Below are 20,455 nucleotides of genomic sequence, written 5' to 3'. Positions count from 1 at the left end.
GCAGCCCGTCAGGCCGTGCGCAGGAAGAAGCGCTTGGTGGCGCGGCGCAGCCAGTTGGACTCGGCCGCCAGGCGGGTGAGGTTCTCGCGCACCGCACCCACGTAGTCACGGTCGTCGTTGAGGATGTGGTTGAACAGCCAGCGGCCCAGCAGGGACTTCAGCTCATCGGCCACGTCCTCGCCCCGTGCGAAGCGCTCGCGGTACTCCCCCACCCGGCGGATGAACAGCTCGTGCACGCGCTTGTGGGCACGGGTGAAGGCGTAGCCGGCCTCCTCCATCATCGATTCCTCGAAGGCGAAGTGGGACAGGGTGTAGTCCACCAGCTCCTCGATCACCGTGGCGACGACCCCGGCATCCGCCCGCAGCTGCGCCTCGTGGAGCTGGTTGATCATGTCGACGATGCGCCGGTGCTGGTCGTCGATCACGCTGATGCCACTGTCCAGCTCGTCACGCCATTGAAGAAAAGCCATGGTGTCCTCCTGATCTCGCGGTCTGCCCGACAACCTAAGCGGCCCGCCCCTCTCGCCCCATGACACGCATCAACAGAGTTCCCCTCGCCACGGCGTTGCACGGCAAAACAGGCGCTTCCCACAAGGCCCTGGCTGCGCATCCGACCGCTGACTTCAGCCTCCAGCCGTGGGAAAATCCCGCGCCCACCCCCAGCCGACAGCCGCCCCATGCCCCAGCCGCCGAAACGCCCCCGCACGCCTGAAGCCCAGGCCGGCAAGGGCGCCCTGCACCCGCGCAATCGCCACCAGGGCCGCTACGACTTTCCCACGCTGATCGCCGGCAGCCCCGAGCTGGGTGCCTTCGTCATCACCAACCCCTACGGCAAGCCGAGCATCGACTTCGCCAACCCCGAGGCGGTGAAGGTGTTCAACCGGGCCCTGCTCAAGCAGTTCTACAGCATCCGCCAATGGGACATCCCCGCCGGCTACCTGTGCCCGCCGATCCCCGGGCGTGCCGACTACCTGCACCACCTGGCCGACCTGCTCGGCGCCGCCCACGACGGCGTCATCCCCCAAGGCCCCGGCCTGCGCGGGCTGGACATCGGCGTCGGGGCCAACTGCGTCTACCCGCTGATCGGCCACCACGACTACGGCTGGCGCTTCGTCGGCGCCGACATCGACCCGCAGTCATTGGATTCTGCCGCCGCCATCCTCGCCGCCAACCCACGCTTCGGCGACGCCATCGAACTGCGTCGCCAGGAAAACCCGCAGCACATCTTCCAGGGCCTGGTGCAGGCGGACGAACGCTTCGACTTCACCCTCTGCAACCCGCCCTTCCACGCCTCCCTGGACGAAGCCCGCAGCGGCAGCACCCGCAAGTGGAAGAACCTCGGCAAGCAGGACCCGAGCCGCCAGCTGCCGGTGCTGAACTTCGGCGGCCAGTCCAACGAGCTGCATTGCGAAGGGGGCGAAGCCGCCTTCATCGCCCGCCTGGCCGACGAGAGCGCCGCCTTCGCCCAGCAGGTGTTCTGGTTCAGCACCCTGGTCTCCAAGGTCAGCAACGTCGCCCCCCTGCAGGAGCGCCTCAAGGCCCTCGGCGCCACCGACATCCGCGTGGTGCACATGGCCCAGGGTCAGAAGCAGAGCCGCTTCGTCGCCTGGACCTACCTGGAGAAGAACCAGCGCCGCGCCTGGCGCAAGGCACGCTGGCCATAAGCACCGCGCAGCCCAAACTGCCGTAGCCCGGACTTCAGTCCGGGAAACCCAAGCACACATCCCCGGGCTGAAGCCCGGGCTACAGGGATCGGCCACGAATGGCCCGCGCAACGGCCCACCCTGCGAACAGCCCTGCCCAGCTACACGGCGAAGCGTTGTTCCAGGCGGCTGTAGCCCATGCCGACGCCCTTGTGCACCTTGAGCTGCACGGGAATACGTTCCTTGAGGGCTTCGACGTGGCTGATGACGCCGATCATCTTGCCGCTGGCGTTGAGGGCATCCAGGGCGTCGAGGGCGATTTCCAGGGTCTCGCCGTCGAGGGTGCCGAAGCCTTCGTCGAGGAACAGCGAGTCGATGCTGGTCTTGTGGCTGACCAGGTCGGAGAGCGCCAGGGCCAGCGCGAGGCTGACCAGGAAGCTCTCGCCGCCGGAGAGGGTGCGGCAATCCCGGGCGACGTCGCCCTGCCAGGTGTCCAGCACCTCCAGCTCCAGTTCGCCCTCCGTCTTGCGTGCCAGCTGGTAGCGCCCATGCAGGCGTTGCAGCTGGCGGTTGGCCAGGTGCACCAGGTGATCCAGGGTCAGGCCCTGGGCGAAGCGCCGGTACTTGGCGCCGTCGGCGGCGCCGATGAGGCTGTTGAGGCGCTGCCAGAGGTCGTAGGCGGCGGTCTGCCGCTCGATCTCGGCGAACAGCGCCTGCTGCCCTTCCCGACGCTGGGCATCGGCGACCAGCAGCCCACGGACCTCGCCATGGCGCTGGGCCAGGCCACGGCGCTCCGCCTGCACGGCCTGCAGCTGTTCGTCGAGCTGGACCAGGGTCTGCTCGGTCTGCGGCGCCGCCAGCAGCGCATCCAGGGCCTCCCGGGCCGAGACTTCCAGGGCCCGGGCTTCGGTGGCGGTCTTGTCCAGGCGCGCCTGGAGGGCCAGCAACCGGTTGCGGGTGTCCTCGTCCAGCAGGGCCGCCCGGTACTGCGCCTCGTCGGCGAAGGGGCTGTGGGCCAGAGCCTGTTCCCAGGCGCTGCGCTGGGCGTCGAGGGAACCACGGGCGGCCTCGCCCTGCTCGACCAGGGTGTGCTCGCGCCCGACCAGGGCCTGGCTGCGTTCCTGGGCCAGCGCCAGGCGCTGCTCGGCCTGCTCCAGGGCGGCGACAGGGTTATCCACAGGGGCCAGGGGCTCGCCATCGGCCTGGCCGAGTTCGCGCCAGCGTTGCTGCCAGCGGCTGGCGGCGCTTTCTGCCGCCTGCAGCTCCACTCCCAACGCCTGTTCATCCCGCTCCAGGCGTTGTTGCAGGGTCTGGGCCTCGCGCCAGGTCCGGGCTTCGGCCTCGCGCTCGCTCAACCAGCCTTCGCCATCCTCGGGCAGGGCGTAGCCGAGTGCCTCCAGGGCGGCGCGCAGTTCTGCCTCCTGGCGGGCCTGCTGCGCCTGGAGCTGGCCCAGGTGTTCGGTGTTCTCCGCTTCGCGGCGGCGCAGGGCGTCCTGCTCCTGCACGGCCAGGGCGAGATTCTTGGCGGCCTCCTGTTGCTGCCGCTGCGCCTGCACATGCCGGGCACGGGCGTTTTCCAGGGCCTGCTTGAGGCCGTCCAGCTCACCCAGGCTGCGCTGCAAGGCGGCCAGGTCCGCCTGCTGCTGCGCCTGGGCCGCCTCCACCGCCTGGGCATCGGCCAGTGGCCGGTCCAGTGCCGCGCACAGCTGCTGCCACTGGGCCTGCAGCTGTTGCAATTCATCCTGCAGGCGCTGGGCATCCTGCTGCCGCTGGCGCAGTTGCGCCTCCAGGGCGGCCAGTTCGTCGCGCAGTGCCTCGCCGCGCTCGCGCACCTGGTCCTGCTCGGCGCGCTTGGCTTGCAGGGCCCGCTGGGTCTCCGAGGTGTCCAGCGCGCCGTAGGCCTCGATGGCCGGGTGTTCGCAGGAGCCGCACAGCGGGCAGGCCTCCCCCGGCTGCAGGGCCGCGCGGTGGGCCTCCAGCTTGAGGATGCGCTGCTCCTGTTCCAGCAGCTTTTCCTTGTCCTGGATCTGTTGCTTGAGGTCGATGAACTGCAGGCGCAGGGCATCCCGCGCCGCCGCCTTCTCCGCCTGGGCGCGGCTGTCGGCGTCGATGCCGGCCTGTGCCTCGGCCAGTTGACGCGCCAGGCGCGTGCGGGTGTCCGCCAGCTGCTGCAGACGGGTGAGCTGGTGGCCCTGGTCGCTGAGGCGCTGCCAGCGGTCACGCAACGCGGCTTCGGACTCACCGGCCAGCAAGTCGCCCAGGGCAGCCTGGGATTGCGCGTCGTCGGCGCGGGCCCGCTCCAGGTGCTGGTCACTGTCAGCCAGCGTGGCCTGGAGGCCGGCGATGCGCTGCGCCACGCGCTCCGCGTCCTGCTTGTCCTGCTGCTGGCGGGCCAGCGACTGGGCGATGGCCTGGGCCAGGTTGCGGCGCGCACCGAACTGCTCGCGCCAGGCGCCCAGGCGCTCGCCCAACAGGCCGTGCTGCGGGTTGGCCGCCAGTTGTGCCTCCACCTGCCGCCTCTGCCCGGCCAAGGCCTCGCATCGGGCAGCCAGGGCTGCCGCCCGCTGCTGGCTGTAGCCGCGCGCCCTCCACAGGCCGTCGGCCACCTCGCGGGCGGCCTCGGCCTTCTGTTCACGCACCTGTGCCAGGGCCGCCGCGGCTTCGGCAGCGGCCTGCTCGGCACGCTGCCAGTCGCGGTGGGCACTGCGCAGGCGCTCGGCCGGCTCGCTGGCGGCCAGCTGCTGCAGCTCCGGCTCGGCGGCGTCCCGTGCCTGCCGGGCGGCCTCGCCCTGGGCCTGGGCGGCGTGCAGGCGGGCCTCGGCGTTGGCCACGGCCTCGCGCCATTGGCGCTGACGCTGCAGGGCCTCCTGCTGCTGGCTGAGGGCGGCTTCGCGGGGGTCGAGGGCGGCGAGTTCGTCCTGCAGGCCCTGGCGCTGCGCGTCGTCGAGCAGTTCGACACCCTCGGCGCGGGCGCGGGTCTGCTCCAGGGCCGCCTTGGCTTCGCGGGTGGACTCGAACACCCGCTGGGAGATCAGCCCGTACACCTCGGTGCCGGTCAGCTCCTCCAGCAACTCGGCGCGCTGGTTGGCACTGGCTTCGAGGAAGGCGGCGAACCCACCCTGGGCCAGCAGCATGGACTTGGTGAAGCGCTCGAAATCGAGCCCGGTGAGGCTTTCGGTCTGCTTGAGCTTGTCGTTGATCTTGTCGGTGAGGATCTCCCCGTCGGCGATGCGCGCCAGCTCCACCTTGGGCGGCTGCAGCCCGCCGTCCACCTTGTCGCGGGCCCGGCGCTGGCTCCAGAAGGCGCGGTAGCCCACGCCCTTCACCTCGAACTCCACCTCGGCCAGGCAGTCGGCGGTGTGCCGCGTCATCAGCTCGTTGGCCGAGGCGGAGACGCTGCTCATGCGCGGCGTGCGGTGGTAGAGCGCCAGGCAGATGGCGTCCAGCAGGGTGGTCTTGCCGGCACCGGTGGGGCCGGTGATGGCGAACAGGCCGTTGCCGGCGAAGGGCTCGGCGGTGAAGTCGATCTTCCACTCGCCCTTGAGCGAGTTGAGGTTCTTCAGGCGCAGGCTGAGGATTTTCATGCGGGGGTCGTGCTCATCCGGGAAGCCGGCATTCTGTCATCCCCGCGCGCCCGTGCCGACCCGCATCCGCACCCGCGCAGCGGCCCTGCCCCATTGGCCTGCCAAAGCCTTACACTCGCCGGCTTCCTGCCAGACCACCCACAGGCCACGCCATGGCGACACGTTTCGAGCTGGACACCCTGAAGATGCGCATCGCCCAGGCCGAGCTGCAGCCCCTGGACCTGCACCAGCGCATCCAGCGGGCGCTGCAGGGGCTGATCCTCGACGGCACCCTGGCCCCCGGCCTGCGCCTGCCGGCCACCCGCAGCCTGGCCACTGCCCTGGGGGTGGCCCGCGACACGGTGGAGAACGCCTACGTGCAGCTCCAGCGCGACGGCTACATCGCCCGCCAGCAGGGCTCGGGGAGCTTCGTCTCCGACAGCCTCGGCCAGCGCCTGCGCGGCGCCCCCGCCCAGCGCCGGGCACCCCGCCCTGCCGCCACCACCAGCCCCACCAGCGGGCTGAGCCGGCGGGGTGAGGCGATCCTCGCCAGCGGCGGCATCCAGGACCACCGCCAGGTGCGTGCCTTCGCCACCGGCCTGCCGGAGACCCGCTCCTTCCCCCTCGCCACCTGGACGCGCCTGCAACGCCAGGCCCAGAAGGACCCGGCCGCCCTGCTGCACGGCGACCCGCAAGGCTGCGAGGCGCTGCGCACGGCCATCGCCACCTACCTGAACCTGGAGCGCGGCGCCCGCTGCAGCCCGGACCAGGTGCTGGTGCTGAGCAGCACCCGCCAGGGCCTGTTCCTCTGCGCCCAGCTGCTGGTGGACGAGGGTCGCCCGATCCTGCTGGAAGACCCGGGCTACATCGGCGCCCGCCGCGCCTTCGAGGCCGCCGGGACGCGGGTGCTGCCGGTCCCGGTGGACGCCCAGGGCCTGAGCACCGAGGCGCTGCGGGCCGACCGCAGCGGCGCCAGCTGCGTGTACGTGACGCCGTCGCACCAGTACCCCACCGGCGCCACCCTGCCGTTGCAGCGGCGCCTGGAGCTGATCGGCTGGGCCGCCGAGCGCCGGGGCTGGATCATCGAGGACGACTACGACAGCGAGTTCCACTACGACGGCCTGCCCACCGCCTGCGTCCAGGGCCTGGACGACCAGCAGCGCACCCTCTACCTGGGCACCCTCAGCAAGGCCCTGTACCCCGGCCTGCGCCTGGGCTACATGGTGCTGCCCCAGGCGCTGGTGCCCGCCTTCACCCACGCCCGCAGCATCATCGACGGCCACAGCCCGCAGGTGCTGCAGCTGACCCTGGCGCGCTTCATGGAGGACGGCCACTACAACGCCCACGTGCGCGCCATGCGCAAGCTCTACGCGCAACGCCAGGGGGTGCTGGTGGATGCCCTGGAGCGCCACCTGCCGAGCGTGGTCCAGGCCCTGCGGCCGCCGGGCGGCCTGCAACTGCCCTGCCTGCTCGCCGAGGGCTGGACGGAGGCGCGCACCCAGGCGCTCGCCGCCCGCGCCGGGCTGCTGCTGCCGGGGCTCAGTCGGTTGTACCTGGGGGCGGAGAAACGCCAGGGCTGGCTGCTGGGCTATTCGGCCCTCAGCGACCACGAGATCGAAGGGGCGGTGCGGCGCCTGGCCGACGCGCTGGGGGCGTGACGGCTCAGGCCGTGTCGTCGCGCACCTGCTCCAGCACCTGGCGGTAGAGGTCGGTCAGCCGCGCGGCCTCGGCCTCTTCCAGGGCCTCCAGCCCCAGACGGCGCTGGAACACCTCTTCCACGCTCAGCTCGTCGAGGGTTTCCCGCGCCTCGCCCTGCAGGCCGGGGCGTGCGGCACCGCGTTCGCGGCGGATGCGCAGCACCTCCACCGGCAGCCCGTCGCACAGCTGTGCCAGGCGGGCCTGGAGGTCATTGAGGTAGTCGTCCGTGGTCACCACCACCTCCAACCAGGCCGGGCGCTCCGGGGTGCCCTCGCGGGCGGCCTCGGCCAGGCGTTCGGGCAGCTCGGCGAGGCTGCCGCGCAGGCTCAGCAGCGGCTGGAAGCATGGCACCGGGAGCGCCTGCACCTCGCGCAGGCCGCTGCCGTCCAGCTCCACCAGCAGCACCTCCTTCTGCTGGCGCGCCTCGTCGAAGGCCAGGGGGATGGGCGAGCCGCTGTAGCGGATGTGCCCCAGGCCGCCGACCTTCTGCGGCCGGTGGATGTGCCCCAGGGCGATGTAGTCGGCCGCCGGGAAGGCGCTGGTGGGGAAGGCTTCCAGCGCACCGACGTAGATTTCCCGCACCGACTCGCTGGCACTGGCACCCACCGTGGTGAGGTGGCCGGTGGCGATGATCGGCAGGTCGCCGCCCGAGGCGGCGCGGCATTGCAGGGCACGCTCGAACAGCGCCTGGTAGTGGGCCTGGATGGCCTGCTGCAGGCCCAGCTGCTTGTCCTCGGCACTCTGCCCGGCCTGGCTCAGCAGCACATCGCGGGGGCGCACGAAGGGCACCGCGCAGAGCACTGCACCGGGCTGGCCATCGCGCCGGGGCAGCACCCGCACCTGTTCGTCCGGGTCGGCCACCACCGCCGGCACCACCCAGGTGTCCAGCTGGGCCAGCAGCTCGCGGCTCTCGCCGAGCATCGCCACCGAGTCATGGTTGCCCCCCAGCACCACCAGCCGCGCCCCGCTGGCGCGCAGGTCGACGATGAAGCGGTAGTACTGCTCGCGGGCGTAGCTGGGCGGCGCGCCGGTGTCGAATACATCGCCGGCCACCAGCACTGCGTCCACCTCATGCACCCGCACCTGCTCCAGCAGCCACTGGCAGAACGCCTGGTGCTCGGCCTGGCGGGTCTTGCCCATGAAATGCTGGCCCAGGTGCCAGTCGGAGGTGTGCAGGATGCGCATCGGAAACCACGCTGAAGACGATGAAGGCGGCCACCTTGTCATCGGCCACCGGCGCTGGCAACCACCGCAAGCGGCTCGTGCTGCCCAGCGCAGCGGCACGCACTATCCTGTAGCCGTCATACCCGCAACGGAGTCCCCATGCCGAGGCTGTTGAAAGACCTGAAGATCATGCTGCTGGCCAACCTGTGGACGGTGCCGGTGCTGGCTGCGCTGGTGGGCGCGCTGTTCTACTTCGTCGCCCCGCCGCCGCCCATGCACGCGCGCCTGGCCACCGGCGGTGCCAATGGTGGCTACGCGGTGTTCGGCCAGCGCCTCAAGGAAGAACTGGCGCGCCAGGGCTTCGACCTGGAGCTGGTGCCCAGCGACGGCTCGCTGGACAACCTGGACAAGCTGCGCAACGGCGAAGTGGAGATGGCCCTGGTGCAGAGCGGCCAGGAACTGACCCTGCCCGTGGAGGTGCGCCAGCGCCTGCACGGCCTCGGCGTGATGTACCAGGAGCCGCTGTGGCTGTTCCGCCGCGCCGACGTGGACATCGACAGCATGGCCGACCTGCAGCAGCTGCGGGTGGCCATCGGCAAGCCCGGCAGCGGCACCCGCGCCATCGCCGATGCGCTGTTCGCCGCCAACGCCATCCCCACGGAGAGCTACCCGGCCAGCTGGCAGGCCTACAGCGGCAGCCGCGCCGCCGAGCAGTTGCTGAATGGCGAGCTGGATGCGGCCTTCTTCGTCGGCCCGGCGGAGAACGCCGTGGTGCAGCGCCTGGCCGCCAGCCCGGGGGTGGACCTGGTGAGCTTCCGCCGCAGCGCCGCCTACCGCGCGCGGCTGCCCTACCTGACCCGCCTGGAAGTGGGCGAAGGGCTGCTCAACCTGGCCAACAACGTGCCCCGCCAGGACGTACTGACCCTCGGCCCGGTGGCCACCCTGGTGGCCGGCGAAGGCTTCCACCCCTCGCTGACGCCGCTGATCCTCGAAGCCGCCCGCGAGGTGATGCAGAACGGCAGCCTGCTGGACCCGTCCGGCACCTATCCGAAGGAGCAGCCGATGACCCTCGCCGCCCTGGACGAGGCCAGCTACTACTACCGCAACGGCTTGCCGATCCTGCAGCGCTACCTGCCCTTCCGCATCGCCTCCCTGGCGGACCGCTACATCATCCTGCTGATCCCGCTGCTGGTGGTGATGTTCCCGCTGTTCAAGGCCGTGGGCCCGGTGTACCGCTGGCGCGTCCGCGCGCGCATCTACCGCTGGTACAAGCACCTGCGGGAGATCGATCGCAAGCTGCAGCACGGCACCGCCTTCCCGGCCCTGGACGAGGAAATACGCGGGCTGGAAGCCCTGGAGGCACAGCTGGACCGGGTCGACGTACCGCTCTCCTACACCCACGAGCTGTACGACCTGCACATGCACCTGCGCTACGTCATCGAACGCCTCAAGGCCCTGCGCGCCCAGCGCCAGGCCGACGCACAGGGCATGCGGGACTGAACGCAAGCGGGCCGGGTCACCCCGGCCCGCAACGCCCGATTCAACGACCTACGCCAACTGCAACCAGCGCCACAGTGCCGCCCAGCTCGGGGTCAGCGGGCCGAAGGCCAGGCGCCGCGCCAGGCCATGGCGCAGGCGCCGGTAGTACGGGTGATTGCCGGCACTGCGGGCGAAGGTGCGCGCCTCACCGAACAGGGCCTGGGCGGCCCGCGCATCGCCTTGCTCCCAGGCCTTGGCGGCGCCTTCGGCCAGTTGCTTCATGCACAGGTAGAAGCCTCGCAGCTGCACGCCGTCGAGCCGGGCCAGCCACTCCGCCACCGCTTCACGGTCGCCGGCCAGGGCGGCGTCGCCCACCAGCCAGGCCATGGCGTCGTGGTTGTTAGGGTCGCGCTGCAGGGACAGGCGCGACACCTCCGCCGCCTCGGCATCGCGCTTGAGGGCGCGCAGCGCCAGGGACAGGTTGTCCAGCGCCCAGGCGGGCAGGTCGTCGCGCTCGCGCCAGTCGCCCATCCAGTGGAGCATCGCCGAGTAGCGTTCCTGGCTGCTCAGCGCGTAGCTGGCCATGCCCCAGGTCACGGGGTTCTCGCGGATGGCCGGGGCGCACGCTTCCAGGGTGCGCGTGAGCAGCCCGCTGGCGTTCTTGCGCTCAGCCAGCAGGTCGAGCATGCCGTGGCGGGCGGCGTGACTTTCATCCTGGGGCAGCACGCGCTGGAAGGCCTTCCACAGGGTGCCTGGCAGCCAGCGGGCATCCTCCATGGCGAACCAGTGACGGTATGCGATGCGGTGCAGCTCACCGCTCGGGGCGAACTGTTCGATCACGTCGCGCCAGAGGCGGTCGTCCGCCGGAGCGCCGAGCACCTCGACGACCCCGTCCCAGGCGTCCAGCCCCGCGGCGGTGGTGCAGACCCGCTCCAGGGCCTGGCGCTTCAGTTCGCGGTCGTTGACCATCCCGGCCGCCCGCACGCCGCGCACCAGCGCGGAGGGGCTGGCCTCGCCGGCCAGCAGGCGGCGCACCACGTCGGCCGACTCGGCGTGCCGGCCGTTTTCGGCCAGCAGGTCGAAGGCATGCAGCCCAGCGAAGCTGTAGTCGCGGTCCAGCTCGAAGGCCTTGAGGAAGGCCGGCAGTGCATCGGCCTTGCGTTCGGCCATCAGCAGGGCATGGCCACGGAAGCCATGGGAGACGGCCTTGCGCGGTTCCAGGCGGACCATCTGGTCGGCGGCGGCCAGGTAGGCCTCGGCGTTGCCGCCGTTGTCGTGCAGGTCGGCCAGCTCGCGCCAGCCGTCGTAGGCATCCGGGTGCACCCGCAGCAGCGCGTCGAGTTCGGCCTGGGCGCCCTCGCGGTCGTCGTTGCGCAGGCGCACGCGGGGGCCGTAGAGCGCCAGTTCCACCGGTGGCGCGCCGCCCCAGCAGGGCGCCTGGAGCAAGGCATCCAGCTCGTCCTGGCGGCCGCCTTCCAGCAGCAGGCGGGCCAGCTGGTCGTTGGCGCCCCGGTGCCGGGGGGTGAGCTGCAGGGCGCGGCGCAGGGCCTGTTCGCGGGCTTCGTCAGCGCTTTCCTGCTCGGCCAGGGCCAGCCAGGCGTCGCTGTCGCCGGCGCGCCGCTCCACCAGGCTGCGGGCCAGGGCCAGGGGCCGCTCGGGCTGGTCCAGCGCGGCGCTGTAGCGGCGCAGCTGGTTCCAGGCCCAGCCGTTGCCGGGCTCGTCGAGCAGGACGCGCTCGGCCTCGTCGGCACCGGCGGCCATCTCGCCGCGCTCGCCCAGCACGTAGCCGAGCCAGGCGCGCAGGTCGGTGTTGTCGGGGGTGCGCTGGAGCACGCCGCGCAGCATGGCTTCAGCCTCGTCGAGGCCGGTGCCCTCCTCCACCAGGGTTTCCACGTAGAGGCGCACGCTCTGGGTCCACAGCGGGTTGATCCGCAGGCTGTCGCGCAGGGTCTCGCGGCACTCGGCGTAGCGGCCCTGGTCACGCAGCAGCAGGGCGCGCTCCAGGCCCAGGCGCGGCATCTGGCTGAAGCGTTCCTGGGCACGGGCCAGCAGGGCGTCGGCCTCGTCGGTGCGTTCGAGGAAGGCCAGTTGGCGGGCGGTGACCACCCACAGCTGCCAGGTGTCCGGCTGGCGCTCCAGGGCGGCCTGGAGCTGCTCCAGCAGCGCGGCGTCGTCCAGCAGGGCGCGGGCCTGGTAGGCGTAGGTGAGCCAGCCGTCGCCGAAGTTCACCTGCTGCACCAGTTGGGTGTGGATGTAGGCCAGGGCTTCGTCCAGTTCCTCGCGGCTGGCGCAGCTGTCCAGCAGCATGCTCAGGGCGTAGTCGTTGTCGATGCTGCGGGCCAGCGCCAGGCGGAAGGCCTCGCGGGCAGCCTCGCGGCGGCCGGCCTGCAGGTGCACGAAGCCGAGGGTGGACTGGGCGCTGGTGGCGCCGTGCTCCACCTGGATGGCCCGCTCGCAGGTCTCCAGGGCTTCGTCGTCGCGCCCGAGGCGGGCCAGGGTCACGGCCAGTTCGCGGATCGCCCAGGCGTGCTCGGGGTGGCTGGCCAGCAGGCGCAGCAGGGCGGTCTCGGTGTCTTCCAGGGAGCGCCGCTTGGCCCGCTCCACGGCCAGGTCGGCAATGCCCCGGTGATGGGGGAAGCGCGCCACCAGGGCTTCGACGTAGGCGTCCACGGCCTCTTCGCCGGCGCTCTGCAGCAGCAGGTCCACCTGCAGGCGGTGCACGCGCATGTTCAGCGGGTCCAGTTCGGCGGCTTCGCGGCACCAGGCCTGGGCCTGTTCGAGGTCACCGCCGGCGCGCTGGCTGTGCAGCACGGCGGCGCGCAGCCAGTTGCCGCGCCGGCTGACCGGTTCGGCGCGTTCGAGCAGGGCCTGGTTCAGCTCCAGTTCGCCGATGCGCCCGTAGAAGTCGGCCAGGCTGAGCAGCAGCGCGGGGTCGCGCGGGCGCTGTTCGACGGCCTGCTCCAGGACCTCGCGGCACTCGCGGGAGAAGTCCAGCTCCTCCAGGCATTCGGCGAGGGTCAGGCTCGGGCCGGCGTCCAGGCTGCCCAGGCGTGCCTGCCGGCGACGCAGGAAGGCCAGGCCCTCCTCCTGGCGGCCAAGGAAGCGCAGGGCGCGGAAGTACTGGACGCTGAAGCCTTCGTTGGTGTCGTGCAGGCAGGCGGCGATGCGGTAGTAGTCGCAGGCCGCCTCGCGCTCGCCGGCGCTCCACAGCTGGCTGGCCAGCTCGTTCCAGGCCAGGGCGTTGGTCGGTGCCTGGCGCAGGACGCGGGCCAGCAGGCGGCGGGCCTCGGGGGCGTCGCGGCCGTCTTCGCCGAGGACGCTGGTGTAGCGCACCAGCAGCACGGGGTCGCACCAGCGTTCCTGGCAGTGCTGGGCGAGCCAGTCGAGGTGGACTTCGCGGCTTTCCAGCTGGGACAGCGAGGTGGCCTTGGAGAGGATCAGGTTGGCGTCTTCGGGGAAGCGCTGCAGCAGCGCTTCGGTGGCTTCCAGCACCTGGCTCTCGCGGCCGTCGTACCAACCGAGGGCGCGCAGGCCCTGGTAGGCCAGGCGGTGCTCGGGCGCGGCTTGGCGCAGGGCCTGGAGGGCGGCCTCGGCCTCTTCGCGGTCGTGCACTTCCAGGGCGCTGACCAGGCGGTAGTAGTGATCCCACACGTCGCTTTCGGGCAGTTCCAGCCCGTCCAGCTGGTGGGCTTCCTCGGGGGGCAGCAGGAGCATGCCGCGCGGGCCGGAGGGGCGCTGGCTCTCCAGCAGGCCGACGGCGAGGGATTCGCCGAAGTGGGCCTGGCCGGGGTCGCGGATCAGCAGGGTGCCACGGGGTTCGTCGTAGCCCACCACGGCCTGCAGGTGGCCGCTGCCGGTGTACTGCAGGGTCAGGGTGAAGGGGATGCCGCGGTCGATCAGGGCGCGGCTGGTGGCCCAGTCCACGGTGAACTCGCGGGCCAGCCAGCCGTTGCGCTCGCCCCAGGCGCGCTCGGCCTGGTGGGAGGTGCCGTCGTAGCAGATCTCTTCGGCCACTTCGAGGTGGCCGACGGGGCGGCCCCAGTAACCGGACAGCGCGGTGAGGGTGGCCGGTACGCAGGTCATGTGGTGCTGGCGGACGAAGCGCACCGGCAGCAGGCAGCGCCGGCCCTGGGGCTCGGCGAGGTGCTCGGCGACCTTGCGGTAGAACGGCGACTCCGACTCCAGGGCCAGGCGATGCCCGGCGGCCAGGTCGCCGCGCAGGCAGGCGATGTCGCACCGGCGGGCGGCGTACCAGCCGCGCATGCCCTTCTCCATCAGCGGCGCCAGCTGTTCGCCATGGGCCAGCCAGTGCTCGGCCTCGTCGAGGGCTTCGCGTTCGATCAGCAGGTCGGTGAGCTGGGCACACAGGCTGGCGCTCTCGCTGCGCGCGCAATCGGCCCGCAGGCGCGCCAGGGCGGCGTCCTCGCGGCCGAGTTGCAGTTCCAGCTGCGCGGCCTGGTGCTGGGCGCCGCGGTAGTCGGGGCGCTCGGCGAGCACGGCTTCGCAGAGGGCCAGGGCTTCTTCGTAGCGGTCCTCCTGCTCCAGGCTGTAGGAGCGCTCCACCGGCAACCACGGGTCGCCGGGCAGCAGGCGCTCAGCTTCGGCGTGGCATTCGGCGCTGCGGTCGAAATCACGCAGCAGCGCGTGCAGGTAACCGAGGAAGGACAGCCATTCAGCGCGCAGCTCGGGCGCCTCGGGCAACCAGCCGTCGAACCCCTGGACGAAGCGCCAGGCGCGGTACTGCCCGCGACGCGAGAGCAGGAAGCGCGCATAGCGCAGGCGTGCCTCGGGGGATTCGGGGTGGCGGCGGTAGGTACGCCAGGCCAGGGCGTCGGCCAGGCGCGGCGCGCCCATGTGGCCGACCAGGCGGCAGGCCAGCGCCAGGGCGGCGGGGTCGCGCCATTGGCGGTAGTCACCCAGGCGGCCGGCCAGGGCATGGGCCTGGAGGAACAGGCCACGGTCGGCCAGCGCCTCGATGGCGTGCAGCAGCTCGGCGCGCTGGTGGGCGGGTAGATCGAGGGCGATGTCGGTCATCGGAACCATCCCTGGTCAGGCGGGGCCGCCACGCTGACGTGGCGCCACGCTCAAGGTGAGAGCGGATTCATCCGCGAAACAGGCTGAAAAGAATAATGCCCGGCACCGGGCAGAACCAGCGCCTGCGGCCGCGTTCTACTGCACGACGACTCATCGGTTCACAGGGGTGTGAACCGGGTAGCAGTCGTCGGGTTCCTTCAGGAGCGAAGAAACGAGATGGCGACAAAAGCGGGTGTCTTCACCAAACGTGTGTTGGGCGTGCTTTTGACCGTGGTGGCGCTGGGGGCGGTGACGGCCCATGCCATGGACGAGGATGTGGATAACGACGGATACCGCGATGCCACCTACGGTGGTACGGACGAGGATCTGGACAATGATGGCCGCCGCGATGCCCGCTTCGGCGGCACGGACGAGGACCTGGACAACGATGGGCGCCGTGATGCCGAGTTCGGTGGCACGGACGAGGACAGCGATAACGACGGGCGGCGCGATGCCCAGTACGGCGGCACCGATGAGGACATCGACAACGACGGCAAGCGTGACGTTCGTTTCGGTGGCACGGATGAAGACCGCGATAACGACGGCTACCGCGAGGAATAGCGCGTCCGGCCCCCGGAAGACGCCCGCACATGCGGGCGTTTTCGCTTCTCCGCCCTCCCGCGAAACGACCACCCGCCGCGCCGTTGCGCCGGGAGCCTGTTAGACTTCCGCCCCTCAGCCGACCCCAGCGGTCGCCCCGTCCACCGTTCCCGGATACGTCCATGCCGATTCGCCATTGCATCGTCCACCTCATCGACAAGAAGCCCGACGGCAGCGCCTCCACCCTGCACGCGCGCGACAGCGAGCTGGCCGAGTCCAAGGCCATCGAGAACCTGCTGGCCGACCTCAACGACAGCTACAACGCCAAGCAGGGCAAGGCCTGGGGCTTCTTCCACGAGGAGTCCGGCGCCTACCCCTTCAGCGGCTGGCTGAAGGCCTACCTGGAGGGCGGCGAGTTCGCGCCCTTCACCCGCCAGGCGGCGGAGCACCTGCAGAAGCTGATGGACGAGTCCAACCTCTCCACCGGCGGCCACGTGCTGTTCGCCCACTACCAGCAGGGCATGACCGACTACCTGGCCATCGCCCTGCTGCACCACAGCGAAGGGGTGACGGTGACCGAATCCCTGGAGCTGGCCCCCGCCCGCCACCTGGACCTGGGCCAGTTGCACCTGGCGGCGCGCATCAACCTCTCGGAATGGCGCAACAACGCCCAGTCCAAGCAGTACATCTCCTTCATCAAGGGCAAGAACGGCAAGAAGGTCTCGGACTACTTCCGCGACTTCATCGGCTGCCAGGAAGGCGTCGACGCCCCGGGCGAGACCCGCACCCTGCTCAAGGCCTTCAGCGACTTCGTCGAGCAGGAGGACCTGGCCGAGGAACAGGCCCGCGAGAAGACCAAGACCCTGGTGGACTACGCCACCACCCAGGCCAAGCTGGGCGAGGCCATCACCCTGGAAGAGCTGTCCGGGCTGATCGACGAGGACCGCCCGCGTGCGTTCTTCGAGCACATCCGCAACAAGGACTACGGTCTGTCTCCGGAGATCCCGCCGGACAAGCGCACCCTCAGCCAGTTCCAGCGCTTCACCGGCCGTGCCGAGGGCCTGTCCATCAGCTTCGAGGCCCACCTGCTGGGTTCGAAGATCGAGTACGACGAGGGCCGCGACATGCTGATCATCCGGCAGGTGCCGACCCAGCTGAAGGATCAGCTCAAGCGCCGCAAGGACAACTGATCGCAGCGCCACCCTGGTGAGGCATGCAGAACGGAAACCCGGCACACGCCGGGTTTTCTCTGGGTACTCGGCAGCCCCCCCAGCCTTCCCGTGATTGCGGAACAGGCACCGGCCCCGATAAGATGCGACGCATTCTCATTTGAGCCCGGATCGCTCCCTTGCCCGCCTCCTCCTCCAGCAAACTGGGCTTCTTCTTCAGCGACCACCATCGCTGGTTGCTGCAGCACGTGCAGCGGCAGTTGCGTAACCGCGCGGATGCCGAGGACACGGCAGCCGAAACCTTCTGCCAGTTGCTCGCTGCGCGGGTCGACCCGGACAGCATCGAACAGCCCCGTGCCTACCTTTCCACCATCGCTCGCCGACTGATCTTCGATCGCCACCGCCGCAAACGCCTGGAGCAGGCCTACCTGGAGCGGCTGATGCTGCTGCCGGAGGAACTGGTGCCCTCCCCGGAAGAAAGCCACCTGCTGCTGGAAGCCCTGCACGCCATCGACCACAGCCTTGCCGGCCTGCCGCTGACGGTAAAGAAGGCCTTTCTCATGAGCCAGCTCGACGGTCTCGGCTACGCGGAGATAGCTCGGCGCCTGGGCGTCTCCGAGCGCACCGTCGGCCGCTACATGACCCAGGCCCTGCGCCAGTGCTACCTGAGCGGGGCCCAGCCGTGAGCCGCGACGCATTGGCTCCGGCCGCCGAAGAGGCCATCGCCTGGATGGTACGCCTGCGCAACGGGCACGCCGACGCACACCAGCAGGCGCTGTTCCAGCAGTGGCTGGAGCAAGCGCCCGCCCATGCGCACGCCTGGGCGCAATTGCAACGCGGCCTGGGCGGCCACTACGACATCGTGAGCCGAGCCCCCCAAGCCCTGCGCGAGAGCCTGCTGCAACACGAACCAGGCCGCCGCGACCTGCTGCGCAGCCTGGTCGGCATCGGCCTGCTCGGTGGCGGGCTCTGGCTCGGCGGCCGCAGCCAGCCAGGCCAGGCGTTGATGGCAGGCCTGCGCACCGGCACCGGCGAACGACGCCATTTCACCCTCGCTGATGGCAGCCAGCTGGACCTGAACGCCGGCAGCGCCGCCGATTTCGCCCCCTCCGCCGAGCATCGCCTGCTGCACCTGTACCAAGGCGCCCTGGTGGTCCAGGTGGCAGCGGACCCGTCGCGCCCCTTCGTTGTGCGCAGCGCTCAAGGTGAGATCCGTGCGCTCGGCACGCGCTTCCTGGTCGAGCAACTGGCGGGGGCCACCCGCGTGGTGGTGCTGGAGCATGCCGTGCGCGCCTCGCTGCCCAACCGCACCACGCTGGACATGACTGAAGGCCAGGCCGCCCTGCTGCACGACCAGCGCATCGAGCCACTGCCTCGCGGCCAGGCCTTCCGGGCTGACTGGGTCGAGGGCCGCCTCAGTGTGCTCGACGAACCCCTGGCGGCGGTGGTCGATGCTTTGCGCCCTTACCGTGCCGGGCTGATCCGTGTCAGCCCGGCAGTACGCGACCTGCGTGTGCAGGGCGTGTTCCCCCTGGACGACAGCGAACGCACCCTTGCCGCACTGGCGGAAACCCTGCCAATCCGCATCGAGCGCTACGGCCCCTGGCTGACGCTGATCGACACCCGCTAAAAGTGCGAGTGAAAAACTTTCGCATTCATGTCCGGTTTTTCGTACTCGTTGCACCTCTCTCCTGACACGCCCACCCTTTCAGGAGAACCCCCGTGCTCAAACCCTGGCCCCTTGCTCTCGCCATAGCCCTGGCTGCCGCGCCCTCGGCCTTTGTCCGAGCCGACGGTTCCGTCCAGCACGCCGTGCAGCGCTTCGACCTGCCGGCTGCCGGCCTGGCGGAGACGCTCAACGCCATCGCCCGTCAGAGCGACCAGGTGATAGCCCTCGACCCGGCGCTGGTAGCCGGCAAATACGCGCCGGCCATACAGGGCGAGATGAGTGCCCTGCAGGCCATGCAGCGTGCCCTGCGAGGCAGTGGCCTGCAGGTGATCGTCACCCGCAGCGGCACCTTCAGCGTGGCACCGGCCGTGGATGCCGGTGGTGCACTCGAATTGAGCGCGACCGACATCAACAGCAGCGGACTGGGCGAAACCACCGAAGGCAGCGGCTCCTACACCACCGGCGCGGTGACCCTCGGCAAGACCGCGCGCTCCCTGCGCGAAACCCCACAATCGGTGACCGTGGTCACGCGCCAGTTGATGGACGACAAGAACCTCGTGTCCCTCGACCAGGTGATGGCCCAGACACCGGGCATCACCCGCGCCAACCGTGGCTACGGCAACCACCACTTCAGTTCCCGGGGCTTCGATCTCACCGACGAGAGCTACATGGTCGACGGCGTGCCCGGACAAGCCTTCGCCTACACCGGCTGGATGCCGCCGGACATGGCGATCTTCGATCGCGTCGAAGTACTGCGTGGCGCCTCCGGGCTTCTGGTGGGAGCCGGCAACCCAGGCGGCGCGGTGAACCTGGTGCGCAAGCGCCCGACCCTGGACCCGCGTTTCACCATCACCACCCGCGCCGGGTCCTGGGACACCTACCGCCTCGACCTGGACGCCAGCGGCCGACTGAACGACGAGGGCACCCTGCGGGGCCGCATGGTCGCTTCCTATGAGGATCGCGGGTCGTTCATTGATGTCACCACGTCCAAGCGCCCGCTGCTCTACGGCATCCTCGAAGCCGACCTGAACAACGCCACCACGGTCGCTTTCGGGCTGCGCCGGCAGACCTCGCGCATCGACGGCTACAGCGTGCTGGGCCTGCCGATGAACCCCGATGGCAGCAACCCGCACCTCAAGCGCTCGACCTTCCTCGGACAGGACTGGGCCAAGCTGCAGAGCCGCATCGACGAAGTGTTCGCCGACCTCGACCATCGCTTCAACGACACCTGGACCGGCAAACTGGCGCTGTCCCACTCCGAAAGCAGCTATAACCGCAGCGCCATCGAATGGAGCGCAGGCGATACGCTGACCTACGGCAGCCCCGGCGGCCCGATGGTCAGCGGCATCGGCTACCACAAGTTCGATGCCACCTCGAATGCCGTCGACGGCCACCTGGACGGGGAGTTCGAAGCCTTCGGCCTGTCCCACCAAGTGACCCTGGGTGCCAATTGGTCCAGGCGCAAGATGAACGACAAGGACGCCACCGTCGCGTTGCCCAGCCCCATCCCCCTCGACGTGTTCAATCCCGACCACGGCAACGTGCCCCGCCTCGCCCGCCAGGCCTGGGACGCCAAGGACGACACCCTCGAAACCCGCTACGGCACCTACCTCAACGCCCGCCTGCACATGACCGAAGCCCTCAGCCTGGTCCTCGGCGGCCGTCTGAGCTGGTACAAGACCGACGCCTGGAACGGTGACCTGCTCTCCACCAACCAGCAGAAGCACGAGTTCACGCCCTTCGTCGGCGCCCTCTACGACCTCGATGAAACCTGGACCCTGTATGCCAGTTACGCCGACATCTTCATGCCCCAGGCCAGCTATCGCACCGTGGGCGGTCGCATGCTGGACCCCTCCATCGGCTCCAACTACGAGACCGGGATAAAGGGCGAGCTGTTCGACAAACGCCTGAATCTGTCCTTCGCGCTGTTCTACATCGAGCAGGAGGACATGGCCGCCCGCGACTACGCCAACGACGGCAAGTGCACGCAGGATGTCGCGGGACGCTGCTGGGTGAACAGCGATGGCATCAGCCGCAGCAAGGGCTTCGAGGCGGAAGCCAGCGGAGAGGTACTGCCAGGGCTGCAGGTAGCGGCCGGCTACACCTTCAACACCACCCGCTCGGAGGATGGCGGGCCCATCTCCGCGCAGACCCCCAAGCACCTGCTGCGTCTCAATACCCTCTACACCTTGCCGGGCGAGTGGAACCGCTTCAGCGTCGGCGGCGGTGTGTCCGCGCAATCCGGCTACGAAGATGCCTACAACGGCACCGACAACAGCGGCCGGGCGATCTTCGACGCGCGGGCGGCCTATAAGGTCGACTCGAACTGGACCGTCGCCCTGGACGTCGAGAACCTGTTCGACCGCACCTACTTCGCCTCTACCGGCTACTGGACGCGAGGCACCACGTACGGCACGCCGCGCAGTTACATGCTCACCCTGCGCGGCGATTTCTGAA

The 20,455-nt window shown here is 70.2% G+C and carries 12 protein-coding genes; 8 read left to right on the top strand and 4 right to left on the bottom strand.

Annotated elements, in window-relative coordinates:
• Nucleotides 1-8: 8 nt before the first annotated feature.
• Nucleotides 9-470, bottom strand: coding sequence for a bacteriohemerythrin (locus tag RTK35_RS19745; RefSeq protein WP_165677086.1), 462 nt, complete (start codon nt 468-470; stop codon nt 9-11).
• Nucleotides 471-677: 207 nt separating this feature from the next.
• Here RTK35_RS19745 and rlmF point away from each other — a divergent pair, with 207 nt between their 5' ends.
• Entirely contained in the window at nt 678-1,664 is a 987-nt protein-coding gene (rlmF, locus tag RTK35_RS19740) for a 23S rRNA (adenine(1618)-N(6))-methyltransferase RlmF (RefSeq protein ID WP_316908797.1), read from the top strand.
• A 140-nt stretch (nt 1,665-1,804) separates the two neighbouring features.
• On the opposite strand, the gene sbcC is transcribed toward rlmF, so the two are convergent.
• Nucleotides 1,805-5,227, bottom strand: a complete 3,423-nt coding sequence (sbcC, locus tag RTK35_RS19735; RefSeq protein ID WP_316908796.1) for an exonuclease subunit SbcC — start codon at nt 5,225-5,227, stop codon at nt 1,805-1,807.
• A 152-nt stretch (nt 5,228-5,379) separates the two neighbouring features.
• On the opposite strand from sbcC, the gene RTK35_RS19730 reads away from it, so the two are divergent.
• Nucleotides 5,380-6,864, top strand: a complete 1,485-nt coding sequence (locus RTK35_RS19730; RefSeq protein ID WP_316908795.1) for a PLP-dependent aminotransferase family protein — start codon at nt 5,380-5,382, stop codon at nt 6,862-6,864.
• A 4-nt stretch (nt 6,865-6,868) separates the two neighbouring features.
• Here RTK35_RS19730 and sbcD read toward each other — a convergent pair whose 3' ends face one another.
• The gene (gene sbcD / locus RTK35_RS19725; protein WP_316908794.1) at nt 6,869-8,089 is read right to left on the bottom strand and encodes an exonuclease subunit SbcD; all 1,221 of its coding nucleotides are present in this window, start codon (nt 8,087-8,089) and stop codon (nt 6,869-6,871) included.
• Nucleotides 8,090-8,227: 138 nt separating this feature from the next.
• Between sbcD and RTK35_RS19720 the strand changes: the two genes are divergently transcribed.
• Nucleotides 8,228-9,568, top strand: a complete 1,341-nt coding sequence (locus tag RTK35_RS19720; protein WP_316908793.1) for a TAXI family TRAP transporter solute-binding subunit — start codon at nt 8,228-8,230, stop codon at nt 9,566-9,568.
• A 48-nt stretch (nt 9,569-9,616) separates the two neighbouring features.
• Here the strand turns inward: RTK35_RS19720 and RTK35_RS19715 are convergent, their stop codons facing one another.
• Nucleotides 9,617-14,581, bottom strand: a complete 4,965-nt coding sequence (locus RTK35_RS19715) for a C39 family peptidase (RefSeq protein ID WP_316908792.1) — start codon at nt 14,579-14,581, stop codon at nt 9,617-9,619.
• Between the two features lie 216 nt (nt 14,582-14,797).
• Here RTK35_RS19715 and RTK35_RS19710 point away from each other — a divergent pair, with 216 nt between their 5' ends.
• The 5 genes from RTK35_RS19710 (at nt 14,798) to RTK35_RS19690 (ending at nt 20,454) form a co-directional block, all read left to right on the top strand.
• Nucleotides 14,798-15,181 carry a hypothetical protein gene (locus RTK35_RS19710; protein WP_107329303.1) on the top strand — a complete coding sequence of 128 codons (384 nt, stop codon included), beginning with the start codon at nt 14,798-14,800 and terminating at the stop codon, nt 15,179-15,181.
• 161 nt (nt 15,182-15,342) lie between these two features.
• Complete coding sequence (gene yejK / locus RTK35_RS19705) at nt 15,343-16,350, top strand: nucleoid-associated protein YejK (RefSeq protein ID WP_074970821.1); 1,008 nt, start codon at nt 15,343-15,345, stop codon at nt 16,348-16,350.
• A gap of 158 nt (nt 16,351-16,508) precedes the next feature.
• Nucleotides 16,509-17,015: a sigma-70 family RNA polymerase sigma factor gene (locus RTK35_RS19700; protein ID WP_253123702.1), complete on the top strand. Its 507-nt coding sequence runs from the start codon at nt 16,509-16,511 to the stop codon at nt 17,013-17,015.
• The gene (locus RTK35_RS19695) at nt 17,012-17,959 is read left to right on the top strand and encodes a FecR family protein (RefSeq protein WP_316908791.1); all 948 of its coding nucleotides are present in this window, start codon (nt 17,012-17,014) and stop codon (nt 17,957-17,959) included. The genes RTK35_RS19700 and RTK35_RS19695 overlap by 4 nt, the downstream gene beginning before the upstream one ends.
• 92 nt (nt 17,960-18,051) lie before the next feature.
• Complete coding sequence (locus tag RTK35_RS19690) at nt 18,052-20,454, top strand: TonB-dependent siderophore receptor (protein ID WP_316908790.1); 2,403 nt, start codon at nt 18,052-18,054, stop codon at nt 20,452-20,454.
• Nucleotide 20,455 lies beyond the last annotated feature (1 nt).

Source organism: Pseudomonas sp. zfem003 (assembly GCF_032621675.1).
GTDB classification, from domain to species: Bacteria; Pseudomonadota; Gammaproteobacteria; order Pseudomonadales; family Pseudomonadaceae; genus Metapseudomonas; species Metapseudomonas otitidis.
Note: the sequence above shows the minus strand (reverse complement) of the source record. Positions and strands in the feature narration are given on the sequence as shown.

Bases quoted from the DNA above. Each gene is read 5' to 3' on its own strand.
- RTK35_RS19745 (WP_165677086.1), bottom strand. From the start codon at position 470: ATGGCTTTTCTTCAATGGCGTGACGAGCTGGACAGTGGCATCAGCGTG.
- yejK (WP_074970821.1), top strand. From the start codon at position 15,343: ATGCCGATTCGCCATTGCATCGTCCACCTCATCGACAAGAAGCCCGAC.
- RTK35_RS19730 (WP_316908795.1), top strand. From the start codon at position 5,380: ATGGCGACACGTTTCGAGCTGGACACCCTGAAGATGCGCATCGCCCAG.
- sbcD (WP_316908794.1), bottom strand. From the start codon at position 8,089: ATGCGCATCCTGCACACCTCCGACTGGCACCTGGGCCAGCATTTCATG.
- RTK35_RS19710 (WP_107329303.1), top strand. From the start codon at position 14,798: ATGGCGACAAAAGCGGGTGTCTTCACCAAACGTGTGTTGGGCGTGCTT.
- sbcC (WP_316908796.1), bottom strand. From the start codon at position 5,227: ATGAAAATCCTCAGCCTGCGCCTGAAGAACCTCAACTCGCTCAAGGGC.
- RTK35_RS19715 (WP_316908792.1), bottom strand. From the start codon at position 14,581: ATGACCGACATCGCCCTCGATCTACCCGCCCACCAGCGCGCCGAGCTG.
- RTK35_RS19720 (WP_316908793.1), top strand. From the start codon at position 8,228: ATGCCGAGGCTGTTGAAAGACCTGAAGATCATGCTGCTGGCCAACCTG.
- rlmF (WP_316908797.1), top strand. From the start codon at position 678: ATGCCCCAGCCGCCGAAACGCCCCCGCACGCCTGAAGCCCAGGCCGGC.